The following is a 13,556-nucleotide window of genomic DNA, read 5'->3' as shown; positions in this document are numbered from 1 at the left end:
CCGCTGCGCCCGGCGCTGTCGCGCGAGCTCGGCATCGCGCATCGCGGCGGCCCGGTCGAGCACGCCACGCGGCATGTGCTCGACGCGCTGTGGGCGCTGCAAGCCGATTGAAGGCCGCCCGCCCCGCGCGGATTATTTCGATTTATTCCAACGCATGCGCCGGGAATCTTGTCTTTCCCGAACCCGGACGGTAAGGTGAGCGCCGGCGCGGACTGGCCGTCATAACGCGCCGCCTACGAATTCGAATAAACGCTCTCAGGGAAGCGCGCGGCAGCGCCGCGTGGCCCGACCGACCGGGATATAACAAGATGGATGTTTTGCGCCTTTTGCTGGTGTGGCCGCTGCACGCACTCCGCTGGACCTTCCGCCTGCTCGGGCGGCTGCTGCGTCCGGTGTTCGGCAACCTCGCCTGGACCGCACCGGCCTGGGCCGGCATCACCGGCCGCGCGGTGCGCCGCCGCCCCTGGCACGCGCTCGGCATCGCCGCCGGCGCGCTCGCGCTGGCCGGCGGCGGCTACTGGTATCAGCATCGTCCCAAACCCGTCGTGCCCGACGAGGTCACGTTCAGGGTCAACGCGCCCGCCGTCACGAGCTACGACACCGACGAAGCGGGCAAGCCGCAAACCACCGTGCATCCGCTCGACGTCGCATTCTCGCGTTCGGCCGCGCCGATCGAACTGGTCGGCAAGACGGTGCCGGACGGCATCGAGATGTCGCCCGCCTTGAAGGGCGAATGGCACTGGAACGACGATCACACGCTGCGCTTCACGCCGGCCGCCGACTGGCCGGTGGGCGCGCACGTCGAGGTGCGCTTCGCCGTGCGCCGCGTGTTCGCGCCGCAGGTGAAGATGGCCGACGATCACTTCGCGTTCGACATCGCCGCGTTCAAGGCCAGCATCGGCAGCACCGAGTTCTATCAGGACCCGAAGCACCCCGCCGCAAAGAAAACCATCATGCAGGTCGGCTTCAACTACCCGGTCGATCCGGCCGCGTTCGAGAAGCGCATCGCGCTGTCGTTGGTCGCGCGCGACGGCAAGACGGTGTCGCCGCTGCGCTATACGGTCAATTACGACGCGCGCCGCCTCAACGCCTGGATCCATTCGCAGCCGCTCGAGATTCCGCGCGATCCGCTTTCGGCGCGCGTCGACATCGACAAGGGCGTGCGCAGCGCGCGCGGCGGCGATCCCACCCAGGAGGCGCTGCACGCCACCGTGGACGTGCCCGGCCTCTACAGCCTGCACATCGGCGACGTCACCCCTACCCTCGTCGACAACGATCGCTACGAACCCGAGCAGGTGCTCGTCTCGCAACTGAGCGACGGCGTGCGCGCCGACGATCTGGCCTCGCGCGCCCATGCGTGGGTGCTGCCCAAGCGCAAGCCCGGCGTGCAGCAGGACGACGACGACGGCCCCTACGACTGGCAGCCGTCCGAAATCGACGACGCGCTGCTCAAGCGCGCCACGCCGCTGCCGCTCGCCACGGTGCCGACCGAGGACGACTACGCGCCGATGCAGAGCTTCAAGTTCCATGCGACGCCGGGCCAGAAGCTCGTCGTGCGCTTCGACGCGGGCATCAAATCGGCCGGCGGCTACCTGCTCGGCGAGCCGGTGCAGCGCGTGCTGACGGTGCCCGACTATCCGAAGCTGCTGCGCTTCATGGCCGACGGCTCGCTGCTGTCGCTGTCGGGCAGCAAGCGGCTGTCGATCGTCGCGCGCAACCTGCCGGGCATGAAGCTCGAAATCGGCCGCGTGCTGCCCGATCAGTTGCAGCATCTGGTCAGCTTCAACCAGGGCAGCTATTCGCAGCCCGAACTGTCGTACAGCTTCAGCGAGGATCACATCGTCGAGCGCTTCACCGACAAGCGCGCGTTCCCGGCCGGCGACCCCGGCAAGGCCCATTACGAAGGCCTCGATCTCGGCCAGTATCTGAAGGACGGCAAGCGCGGCGTGTTCCTGCTGCACCTGACCGGCTACGATCCGGCCAAGGACAAGAAGGCGAAGAAGGACGACGGCAGCGGCGCGGCCGACAGCGACGGCGGTCAGGACAACGACGATTCGGCCGACAGCAACGGCGACGGCAGCGGCGACAGCGACGGCGCGATGCCGAGCGACACGCGCCTGATCGTGGTGACCGACCTCGGCATGCTCGTCAAGCAGTCGCTCGACGGCAGCCAGGACGTGTTCGTGCAATCGATCCGCACCGGCAAACCGGTTGCGGGCGCAACCGTATCGCTGCTCGCCGTGAACGGCCAGCCGCTCGCGACGCAAACCACCGACGCCGACGGCCAGGTGCATATCCCCACGCTCAAGGGCCTCGAACGCGAAAAGCGCCCCGAGCTGTATGTGGTCAAGAAGGACGGCGATCTCTCGTTCCTGCCGTTCGCGGGCCGCGACCGCCAGCTCGATTTCTCGCGTTTCGACGTGGGCGGCGAGCGCAACGCCGCGAACCAGGGGCAACTGTCCGCCTATCTGTTCTCGGATCGCGGCCTGTACCGGCCCGGCGATCTGTTCCATATCGGCGTGATCGTGCGCGCGGCCAGCTGGGCGCGCAGCCCGGCCGGCGTGCCGCTGCAGGCCGAGATCGTCGATCCGCGCGGCATCACGGTGGCGCGCCCGGCCGTCTCGATCGACGCGAGCGGCTTCACCTCGCTCGATTACACGCCGGCCGAAACCGCGCCCACCGGCGCGTGGACGGTCAACCTCTACATCGTCAAGGACGGCAAGCCCGGCGACGAGCCGATCGGCAGCACCACCGTGCAGGTCAAGGAGTTCGAGCCGGATCGCATGAAGGTGGATGCGAGGCTCTCCGCGCAAACCGCCGACGGCTGGGTCAAGCCCGATGCGCTGAAGGGCATCGTCGACGCGCGCAACCTGTTCGGCACGCCGGCCGCGAGCCGGCGCGTCGCCGCCACGCTGACGCTGCGCCCCGTGTGGCCGGCGTTCCGCGCCTGGAAGGATTACCACTTCTTCGACGCGCGGCGCGCCAAGGAGGGCTACACGACCACGCTCGAGGACAGCAAGACCGACGACAACGGCCACGCCGAATTCGATCTCGACCTCAAGAAATACGCCGACGCCACCTACCAGCTCTACTTCCAGGCCAAGGCCTACGAGGCCGAGGGCGGGCGCAGCGTCGCCGCCAACGCGCAAACGCTGGTGTCGAACAACGATTGGCTGGTGGGCTATCGCGCGGTGGACGATCTCGGCTACGTGCAGCGCGGCAGCCCGCGCTCGGTCAAGCTGATCGCGATCGATCCGCATGCGCAGGCGATCGCGCTGAAGGATCTGCGCGCGCAACTGGTCGAGCTGCGTTACGTGTCGGTGCTGACGCGCCAGGATTCCGGCGCCTACAAGTACGATTCGCGCCTCAAGGAAGTGCCGGTGCAGGAGGCCCCGCTCGCGATTCCGGCCGCGGGCCTCGATCTCGCGCTGCGCACCGACCAGCCCGGCAGCTATGCGCTGCGCATCAAGCGTGCCGACGGCACCGAGGTCAACCGCATCGAATACTCGGTGGCCGGCGACGCCAACGTGTCGCGCTCGCTCGACCGCAACGCCGAGTTGCAGATCAACCTCGGCAAGCAGGATTACCAGCCGGGCGAAACCATCGACGTGGCGATCCGCGCCCCCTACGCGGGCAGCGGCCTGATCACGATCGAACGCGACAAGGTCTACGCGCACGCGTGGTTCCATGCCGACACCACCAGCTCGGTGCAGCACATCACCGTGCCGGCCGGCTTCGAGGGCAACGGCTACCTCAACGTGCAGTTCATCCGCGATCCGTCGTCCGACGAAATCTTCATGAGCCCGCTCAGCTACGGCGTGGCGCCGTTCTCGGTGAACCTCGACGCGCGCCGCAACAAGCTGGCCGTCGACGCGCCCGCGCTCGTCAAACCGGGCGACACGGCCACCTTCACGGTGCATACGCCCGCGCCCTCGAAGGTGGTGGTGTTCGCGGTGGACGAAGGCATCCTGCAGGTCGCGCGCTACAAGCTCGGCGATCCGCTCAAGTACTTCTTCCGCAAGCGCATGCTCGAAGTGGGCACCTCGCAGATCCTCGACCTGATCCTGCCGGATTTCGAAAAGCTGATGGCGATGGCCGCGCCGGGCGGCGACGCCGACGAGGCGATCGGCCGCCAGCTCAACCCGTTCCGCCGCAAGCACGACAAGCCGGTGGTGTTCTGGTCCGGCATCGTCGACGTGAACGGCGACGCGAAGTTCAGCTACCGCGTGCCCGATTACTTCAACGGACGGCTGCGCGTGATGGCCGTGTCGGTCGCGCCGGACAAGATCGGCACGACCGAGAGCGCCACCACCGTGCGCGGCGATTTCGTGCTCACGCCGAACGTGCCGACCACGCTCGCGCCCGGCGACGAAGCCGAGGTCAGCGTGGGCGTGGCGAACAACCTCGACGGCGGCGGCAAGCAGCCGGTGCCGGTCGACGTGGCGCTGAAGCCCGGCCCGCAGTTCCAGGTGATCGGCGCGGCCACGCAGGCGCTGCCGCTCGCGCCGATGCACGAGGGCGTGGCGCGCTTCCGCATCCGCGCGACCAGCACGCTCGGCAGCGGCCCGCTCGCGTTCACCGCGAGCTACGGCGCCAAGAGCGCGCGGCAGAGCGTGGAAGTATCGGTGCGCCCCGCCGCGCCGTTCCGCTCGCAGGTCGAGTTCTCGCGCGTCGCGCCGGGCAAGCGCGCCAGCGTGCCGAACCTGCGCGCGATGTACGACGCCTATGCGTCGCGCGACGCGGCCGTCTCCACCGCGCCGCTCGTGCTCGGCGAAGGGCTGGCCGCGTACCTGAGCAACTACGACAACTATTGCAGCGAGCAGCTCGTGAGCGCCACGGTGCCGCGCCTGTTCGCCGCGAAATGGCTGTCGGTGCAGGCGCTGACCAATGCGCAGCACGCCCCGGCGGCCGGTGCGGATGCCACGAACGCCGACGCGCTGAAAACGTTCTTCCAGACCTTGCGCACGCGGCAGAACGCACAGGGCGGCTTCGGCATCTGGACTGCCACGCCCGACGCCGATCCGTTCGTGTCGGCCTACGCGATGCATGTGCTGATCGATGCGCGCGAGCGCGGCGCGGCCGTGCCGGGCGACATGCTCGACGCCGGCAACGCCTATCTGCAGCAACTGTCGACCAACGATGCGCTCGGCTCGCTCGACCAGTTGCGGCAACGCGCCTACGCCGTCTATCTGCTGACGCGCGAGGGCAACGTCACCACCAACGCGCTCGCGGCGGTGCAGAAGCGTCTTCAGGAGGCCTATCCGAACGACTGGAAGCAGGACCTCGCCGCGGCGTGGCTGGCCGCGTCGTATCAGTTGCTCAAGCAGGACAAGGCCGCCGCCGCGCTGATCGCCGGGCCGCAGGCGCTGCTCGAACGCAAGCCGTCGCCGAACGAAGCGTTCCCGAGCGGCTATTACATCGATCCGCTGACGCGCGACGCTTCGGTGCTGTACCTGCTCTCGAAGCACTTCCCCGAGCGGGCCAAGGCGCTGTCGCCGCGCGTGCTCGACAACCTCGTGCTGCCGTTGCAGCAGGATCGCTTCAACACGCTGTCGTCGGCGATGACGATCCTCGCGCTCGACGCCTACGCCGGCGCCAACGCGGGCGGCATCGACACGCTCGCGATCGAGGAGCAGCGCGCCGGCGTCGCGCCGAAGGACATCTCGACGGTGCGCGCGAACCTGTTGCGCACGGCGTCCTGGAACGCGGCGGCCACGCGCGTCGACATCGTCAACCACGGCGCGCAGCCGGCGTGGTGGATCGCGAGCCAGTCCGGCTACGATCGCGCCGCGTCGGCCAAGGCGATCAAGAACGGCCTCGAAATCGTGCGCGAGTACACCGACAAGGACGGCAAGCCGCTCGGCAAGATCGCGCTCGGCGACGAGATCGACGTGCATCTGAAGATCCGCGCGACCGGCTCGGCCAGCGTCGGCAACATCGCGATCGTCGATCTGCTGCCGGGCGGCTTCGACCCGGTGCTGACGCCGCCTCCGGCGCCGGCGGCCGACGCGCAGGACGGCGACAGTGACGGCAACGGCGACGGCAGCGCACCGGCCGACGCCGCCTGGCGCTCGCCGATCGGCGTCGAAGGCTCGACCTGGCAGCCGCAATACGCGGACATCCGCGACGACCGCGTGGTGATCTACGGCAGCGCGAGCACCGACGTGCAGGAGTTCGTCTACCGCATCAAGGCCACCAACGCGGGCAGCTTCGGCGTGCCGCCGGCCTACGGCGAATCGATGTACGACCGCCGGATCCAGGCGCAATCGCCGGGCGGCGCCACGCTGACGGTGCAGCGCGCGCCGTGATGCGCGGCGCGATGCAACGCGCGGCGCGTGCCGCGCGCGAGGTGCGCACGTGAACGGCCGCCCTGCCTGGCGCGAGCGCAGCCGCGCGGCGCTCGCCGCCATGGCGCGCGGCTTGCGCCGACGCCACAACGCCGTCGCCGTGGTGCTGCTCGCGGCGGCCGTGCTGGCCGGGTTTCGGTTATGGCCGCATCCGTCGCTGCGCGACTGGAAGCCCACCTCCACGGCCGTCGTCGACGCGAACGGCAAGCTGCTGCGCCTGACGCTCGCCAAGGACGATCGCTACCGGCTCTGGGTGCCGCTCGGCCGGATGTCGCCGCAACTCGTCGCGGCCGTGCTGATGCACGAGGATCGCTGGTTCTACTGGCACCCCGGCTTCAATCCGTACGGGCTCCTGCGCGGCGCGTGGGTGACCTATGTGCGCGGCGGCAATCCGCAAGGCGGTTCGACGCTGACCATGCAGTTGGCGCGCTCGATGTGGCAGTTGAACACGCGCTCGCCGCTCGGCAAGCTCGTGCAGGTGGGCCGCGCGCTGCAGCTCGAACTGAGCTATTCGAAGCGGCAGATCCTCGAGGCCTACCTCAATCTCGCACCGTACGGCCGCAACGTCGAGGGCGCCGGCACCGCGAGCCTCGCCTATTTCGACAAGCCGGCGGCCGCACTGACGCTGCCCGAAGCGCTCGCGCTTGCCGTGATTCCTCAGGATCCCGCACGACGTGTGCGCGGCGGCGCCGACCAGACCGAAATCAACCGCGCGCTCGCCGCCTCGCGCAACCGGCTCTTCACCGCCTGGTTGCGCGCGCATCCGGACGACGCCGCGCTGAAGCCGCTGTTCGCGCTGCCGTTCGCACTGCGGCCGCTCGATGCGATGCCGTTTCTCGCGCCACATGCCGTCGATCAGGCGCTGGCCGCGCGCGACGCGGCCCTCCCGGCCGAATCCGCGGCGGCCAACGAGCGCCTCGTCACCACGCTCGATCTCGGCCTCCAGCAACTGCTCGAACGGCAGATCCATCGCTACGTCGCGCGCAATGCCACCCAGGGCGTGCGCAACGCCTCGGCCCTGCTGGTCGACACGCGCGACATGAGCATCAAGGCGATGGTCGGTTCGGCCGATTTCTTCGACCGGTCGATCCACGGCCAGGTCAACGGCACGCAGGCCAAGCGCTCGCCAGGCTCGACGCTGAAGCCGTTCATCTACGGGCTCGGCTTCGATCAAGGCGTGCTGCATCCGCAAACCGTGCTGCGCGACGTGCCGACCGCGTTCGGCCCCTACGCGCCCGAGAATTTCGACGGCCACTTCCTCGGCCCGATCACCGCCACCGACGCGCTGAACCGCAGCCGCAACGTGCCGGCCGTGTGGGTGGCGTCGCAACTGAAGAAACCCGACCTCTACACGTTCCTGCAGAGCGCCGACGTGCGGCTCGCGCGCAGCCCGCAGCATTACGGCCTCGCGCTCGTGCTCGGCGGCGGCGAAGTGACGATGCAGGAGCTGGCCGCGCTGTACGCCACGCTTGCCAACGGCGGCGTGTACCGGCCGCTGCGGCTGCGCGCCGACGAACCGCGCGCGGCCGGCCGCCGGCTGCTCAGCGCCGATGCGAGCTATATGGTGATGGACATGCTGCGCCAGCATCTGCGGCCCGACGACACCAGCGGCGCGCAGCGCTCGCCGCTGCCCGTCTACTGGAAGACCGGCACGTCGTGGTCGTTCCGCGATGCGTGGACGGCCGGCATCGTCGGGCCGTACGTGCTGATCGTGTGGGTCGGCAATTTCGACAACTCGAGCAATACCGCGTTTATCGGCGTCGACGCCGCCGCCCCGCTGTTCTTCCAGACCATCGACGCGCTGCGCGCCGACCGGCCGATCGCCGAGCCGCCGCGGCCCGCGCCGGCCGGGCTCAAGCGCGTGCGCATCTGCCTCGCGAGCGGCGATCTGCCGAACGAATGGTGCCCGCAGCAGGGCTGGACCTGGTTCATCCCGGGCGTGTCGCCGATCCGCGTCAGCACCGTGCACCGCCCCGTCGTGATCGACGACGCGACCGGCCAGGCCGCCTGCCCGCCCTACGACGACAAGCACACGCACGTGGAAATCTACGAATACTGGCCGTCGGATCTGCAGCAGGTGTTCGCCCAGGCCGGCATCCCGCGCCGCCGGCCGCCGCAGAATCCGGGCTGCGTCGATGCAGGCCAATTGTCGGGCGGCCCGCCGCGCATCACGTCGCCGCTGCGCGGCAGCACCTACGCGATGCGGATGAGCACGCCCGACGGCACGCGCATCGCGTTCAACGCCACGGCCGATGCGAGTGCGCATGCGCTGTACTGGTTCGTCGACGATGCCTACGTCGGCCGCAGCCGGCCCGGCGAGCCGCTGTTCTGGCAGCCGTCCACGGTCGGCAGCTACACGGTGCGCGTGGTGGACGACCACGGGCGCGGCGATCAGCGCGCGCTGGGCGTGGGGATGGTGCGCTGAGGGGCGTTTGCGCAATGCAGCAGATAGGAAAACGGGCCTTTGACAGGCCCGTTTTCGTTTGACTGCGAGGTGCGGCGCGGCGCTTATTCGTTTTCTTCGAAATAGTGGCCGAACTTTTCCTGCTTGGTGCGGATATACCGTTCGTTTTCGTCGCGCACCGGCACGGCCAGCGCCACGCGCTCGCACACCGGAATGCCGTGCGCCACGAGCGTGTCGAATTTCTTCGGGTTGTTGCTCATCAGCCGCACCGAGGTCACCTTCAGGATCCGCAGGATCGCGGCGGCCGAATCGTATTCGCGGGCGTCGTCGGGCAGGCCCAGGTCGCGGTTCGCCTCGACCGTGTCGCGCCCCTGCTCCTGCAGGGCATACGCGCGGATCTTGTTGCTCAAGCCGATGCCGCGCCCTTCATGGCCGCGCAGGTACAGCAGCACGCCGCGCCCTTCTGCGGCGATATACCGCAGCGCCAGATCGAGCTGTTCGCCGCAGTCGCAGCGGTAAGATCCAAACACGTCGCCCGTCAGACATTCCGAATGCAGGCGCGTCAGCACCGATTGCTGCTCCGCAACGTCGCCAACCACGAGCGCCAGATGTTCGGCCTCGCTGCCGGTGACGCGAAACGCGTGAGACATGAACGTGCCGTAGCGGGTCGGAAGCGTTGCCGAAGCCACGAGCGTGACGCATTCGTCGGCATGGCGCTCGTCCGCGGACGGCGAGGAAGATTGCGAAGACATGGAAAGCATCGAAAAATCGGAGTAAAGGAATGTTCTGAGTGGCGCGCTGCCGGAGTTTACCGCTAATCTACGTTCAGCGTTCTACCCCACGTCCGCCCCGTACGGGCGCTTTTCAACGGGTTCCCCCGGGCATGTCTCCCACCCGGTTTCCGGAGATCGTATGAGCACTACCGTCGCGAATATTCTCAAATCGAAGCCCGATGCCGGCCAAACGGTGCACACGATCGGCAAGGACGAGTCGGTTTACGATGCGCTGAAGTTGATGGCGATCAAGAGCGTTGGCGCGCTCGTCGTGAAGGAAGGCGACGATATCGTCGGCATCGTCACCGAGCGCGATTACGCGCGCAAGGTGGTGCTGCTCGAACGCTCGTCGAAGGCCACGCGCATCGAGGAAATCATGACCGTGAAGGTGCGCTATGTCGAACCGTCGGCCACCAGCGACGAATGCATGGCGCTGATGACCGAGCACCGCATGCGCCACCTGCCCGTGCTAGACAACGGCAAACTGGCCGGCGTGATTTCGATCGGCGACCTGGTCAAGAGCGTGATTGCCGACCAGCAATTCATGATCAGCCAGCTCGAGCACTACATCCACGGCACGCCGATCGGCTCCGACGCCGAATAAGCCTGCGCCGAACAGGCCGCAAAAAAGGCCCAAACGCCTTTCACGTCTGGGCTAAGCCGCCGTGTTGCGGCGACGGAGGTCCTGTTCGGTACACGCCCGCCCGGCGCATCGCGTGCGGGCGTCAGACCTGATCTGTTCAAGTGGCGACGAGGCCCTGCCTCGTCGCGTCATTGCGCCGGGCCGCGACTGCGCGGCCTGCCGTCACGCCGCGCCTTAATGACCGAAGTAGACGCTGTCCACCGGGTTCGGTGCGACCACCGCGCGGCGGCTGCCCGATTGGGCGCCTGCGACCGGCTGCACGCCGTAGCCGCTCGTGTCGGCGTGGGTCAGCGTTTGTTGCGATTGCTGAACGCGCGCTTCGGCGGTTTGGATGTCACGCGGGTATTGCGCATCGCTGGCGACCGGGTTGTAGCCGGCCTGTTCGAGTTGAACCAGTTGCGCACGGACTTCGGCGCGCGTCACCGGCTGGTTCGACTGAGCGAACGAAGCGACAGGAGCGATCAGAGCCGAAGCGACAACAGCGGTAAGGACGAGCGATTTCATGGTGTTACCTCCGAGATATTGTGTTTTTCGTCGCTTCCGGCGGTGCTCTCTGTCTGAAGCGAACAACTGCAGTGTAGACCTCGGCAAACCAAGGGAAAACACCTAGTTCGGACATACAGCGTTGCACAAATAGCAAATATTCCCCAATATTCCTGCCTGACAAGCCTGCCAGTTTGCTCATTTGGACAACAATTACTGACAATTGCATGGCGACTTCCTGACCGCGCCGCCATCTGGCGACTCTATAATGGAAAGGATTTGGTCAGATTCCCTTCCTCTCGTGATGCGTTCGTTCCCCGCCCACCGCCATGCCATTCGCCGCCGCCTTGCCGGCGCGAGCGTGCGTGCGGCCGGTTCGCGACGCGCTCACGTCCAGGCTCCGCAGGCCGCCGCCCGGCGCCCCCGCTGATCCGCCCTGACCCGGGCGCCAGCCAGGCGCCGGGCTCACGTCATTGCCATTTCTGCCGCCGGCCGCGGCTTCTCACGCTCAAAAAAGGACAACCACCATGAAACCTCGTCGCTTGCTGCAACTGACCGAACTCGACGTGACGCGCCTCGAAAAGCACGCCGAACGCGATTCGCGCCTGCAAGCCACCCTCGATACGCTGCTCGAACGCGCGGAAATCGTCGGCCCCGAGGCGATGAAATCGAACGTGATCACGATGAACTCGCAGTTCACGCTGACCAACGACACGACGAACGAAGCGATCACCTGGACGCTCGTGTACCCCGATCAGGCCAGCCTCGACAGCGGCAAGCTGAACGTGTTCTCGCCGGTCGGGCTGGCATTGCTCGGCGCACGCAAGGGCGAACGCGTGGCCGTGACCCTGCCGAATACGTCGGCCGGCGCCGTGACCGTGTCCGCCATCGTCTATCAGCCCGAGGCGAGCGGCGACTACACGCGGTAAGCCCATGCCGCCGCGATCGGGGCAGCCGCTCCGGTCGCGAGGCTCGCAACCGCCCCCCGATGCGGCGCCTCTCGAGAGGCGACCCGTTAACGAAAAAAAGCGCCCGAAGGCGCTTTTTTCATTTGCCTGCCCGGCGAAACCGCCCGGGCAAACGTCATGCTTAGAAGCGGTGACGCAGGCCAACCGTCGCTGCCGTCTGGTTGATGCCCGACGACTGGTTCGACGTGCTCGAGATGAACGAGCCGTTGTAGATCGACGCTTGCGCGCCGCTTGCACGTTGGTACACAGCTTGTGCGTACACGTCGGTGCGCTTCGACAGTGCGTAGTCGGCTTGCACGCCCACTTGGTTGAAGTGGAAGTTGTGCTGGCCGGTTTCGCCGTTCGAGTACGTGTAAGCAACGCCCAGACCCAGAGCCGGCGTCAGGTTGTACTTGCCGTTGACTTCGTAGTTGTCGATGCGCAGGTTGCCGCCCGAAACCGTGTCGTCCAGACGCGCTTGCGTCCATGCTGCGCCGACTTGCGCCGGGCCGAATGCGTAGCCAGCAGCTGCGCCGTACGTACGGACGCGGCCTTGCGTGGCGAACGGGTTGTTGGCGTCAACTGCACCGCCAGCGACCGAGTTCGGGTTGTTCAGCTGCGAGTAGGCACCCGCCAGCTTCAGGCCTTGGAACTGGTACGACACGCCGCCGCTGTATGCACGGTTGTTGCCGAAGTTCGTGTTGTTCGAGAATGCGTACGTGCCGCCGAATTGCAGGCCAGCGTAGTTCGCGCTCGTGAACTTGATCGAGTTGTTCGTTGCGTAGCCGCCGTCGGTGCTCAGGTTGTCGAGGTTGCCGACGTGAGCGAAGTACGTGCCGCCCCACGAGCCGGTTGCCGTCAGCGGAGCCAGGTAATCCTGGACTGCGTCGTATTGGCGACCCAGCGTGACCGTACCGTATTGGCTCGACAGACCGACGAACGCTTGACGGTTGAACATGCCTTGGCTGTTGTCGAAGCGGCCGTTACCGAGGTTGAAGCCGCTTTCCAACGTGAAGATTGCCTTCAGGCCGCCACCGAGGTCTTCCGAACCACGCAGACCGAACAGGCTTTGGCTGATGCCCGTGCCTTCCGAGAAGCGCGACTTGCCGGCGACATTGCTTTGGTACGTGAGGCCTGCGTCGAGCACGCCGTACAGCGTGACGCTGCTTTGCGCGTGGGCAACGGTTGCGAACGATGCTGCAGCGGCTGCAACGATCAGAGTCTTCTTCATTCGTGGAGCTCCCTTCATCTAAAAAGAGGCAGGTCTTGCGACCTTGTTTCATGAACGGTCTGCAACCGCCCGGAAGCGCCACGAGGACTTCTGCGTGACGGCGCCCGGATGGTTGGCCGCTCTGGGAAACGTGAGTTTAGGGGTAGCCCCTAGGGTCGCCACGCGCGAATAAAGAAATAACTTTTTCTCAAACGAGAAATAATAGAAATGGTAGTCTGCATTAACCCATTGTTTTGACTTGTTTTTTTGACTTCTTGACACCACCTTTTTGGCACACCCGCAACACGCATTCGTTTGTGTCAGCATCTTGACGGTTGCAAAGAAACAACAACATAACGGAGGGAAAACCTTCCGAAGCAGTAAAAAATGCTCAATTTGCACGCATTTGGTGCAAAACCAGCGCTACCATCTTGCCGAAAACGTTTCCGGCCCGTTTGCTCCGACATGGTCTCCCGCACCTCGCCCCGCCCGTAACAGCCGTTACAACGCCTGTAATGTAGTTGCGCTAGCCGTAAGCTAATTTGGCGTTGCGCGCACCGCCCGCCGGGCGGCGCCCTTCCTCGAAACGGGAGACCTTCGATGCAACGTCGCAACTTCCTTCGCGCGGCAGCCTTGATCGGCGTCGCACTGACCGGCGGCACGGCCGTCACCGTGCATGCGCAACCCGCGCCGCCGCCCGGCCGACCGCCGTCGCCCGGTGGCCGTCCGCCTCCGCCGCCGGTCGGCGG

General features: G+C 66.8%; 8 protein-coding genes and 1 pseudogene. 6 read left to right on the top strand and 3 right to left on the bottom strand.

Annotated elements, in window-relative coordinates:
* The 3 genes and pseudogenes from G3N92_RS22575 to pbpC all read left to right on the top strand — a co-directional run.
* A pseudogene (locus G3N92_RS22575) lies at positions 1 to 111 on the top strand (LysR family transcriptional regulator); the annotation flags it as partial.
* Positions 112 to 308: 197 nt separating this feature from the next.
* Positions 309 to 6,308, top strand: a complete 6,000-nt coding sequence (locus G3N92_RS22570) for an alpha-2-macroglobulin (protein WP_206129801.1) — start codon at positions 309 to 311, stop codon at positions 6,306 to 6,308.
* A 49-nt stretch (positions 6,309 to 6,357) separates the two neighbouring features.
* Positions 6,358 to 8,772, top strand: coding sequence for a penicillin-binding protein 1C (gene pbpC / locus G3N92_RS22565; RefSeq protein ID WP_339385793.1), 2,415 nt, complete (start codon positions 6,358 to 6,360; stop codon positions 8,770 to 8,772).
* Positions 8,773 to 8,855: 83 nt separating this feature from the next.
* Here pbpC and ribA read toward each other — a convergent pair whose 3' ends face one another.
* A complete protein-coding gene (gene ribA / locus G3N92_RS22560) occupies positions 8,856 to 9,512 on the bottom strand; it encodes a GTP cyclohydrolase II (protein WP_206129800.1) in 657 nt (218 codons plus the stop codon).
* 151 nt (positions 9,513 to 9,663) lie between these two features.
* On the opposite strand from ribA, the gene G3N92_RS22555 reads away from it, so the two are divergent.
* On the top strand, positions 9,664 to 10,128 hold the full coding sequence (locus G3N92_RS22555; protein ID WP_206129799.1) for a CBS domain-containing protein: 465 nt from the start codon (positions 9,664 to 9,666) through the stop codon (positions 10,126 to 10,128).
* 213 nt (positions 10,129 to 10,341) lie between these two features.
* On the opposite strand, the gene G3N92_RS22550 is transcribed toward G3N92_RS22555, so the two are convergent.
* Entirely contained in the window at positions 10,342 to 10,671 is a 330-nt protein-coding gene (locus tag G3N92_RS22550) for a DUF4148 domain-containing protein (protein WP_206129798.1), read from the bottom strand.
* 506 nt (positions 10,672 to 11,177) lie between these two features.
* Here G3N92_RS22550 and G3N92_RS22545 point away from each other — a divergent pair.
* On the top strand, positions 11,178 to 11,579 hold the full coding sequence (locus G3N92_RS22545; protein WP_206129797.1) for a GreA/GreB family elongation factor: 402 nt from the start codon (positions 11,178 to 11,180) through the stop codon (positions 11,577 to 11,579).
* Positions 11,580 to 11,739: 160 nt separating this feature from the next.
* Here G3N92_RS22545 and G3N92_RS22540 read toward each other — a convergent pair whose 3' ends face one another.
* On the bottom strand, positions 11,740 to 12,828 hold the full coding sequence (locus tag G3N92_RS22540) for a porin (protein WP_206129796.1): 1,089 nt from the start codon (positions 12,826 to 12,828) through the stop codon (positions 11,740 to 11,742).
* A 579-nt stretch (positions 12,829 to 13,407) separates the two neighbouring features.
* Between G3N92_RS22540 and G3N92_RS22535 the strand changes: the two genes are divergently transcribed.
* Positions 13,408 to 13,556: twin-arginine translocation signal domain-containing protein (locus tag G3N92_RS22535; RefSeq protein WP_206129802.1), on the top strand; the 149-nt coding region annotated here is incomplete at its 3' end.

Source organism: Burkholderia sp. Ac-20379 (assembly GCF_017104645.1).
In the GTDB taxonomy this organism is placed as follows: domain Bacteria; phylum Pseudomonadota; class Gammaproteobacteria; order Burkholderiales; family Burkholderiaceae; genus Burkholderia.
This window is presented reverse-complemented; position numbering and strand designations above follow the sequence as displayed.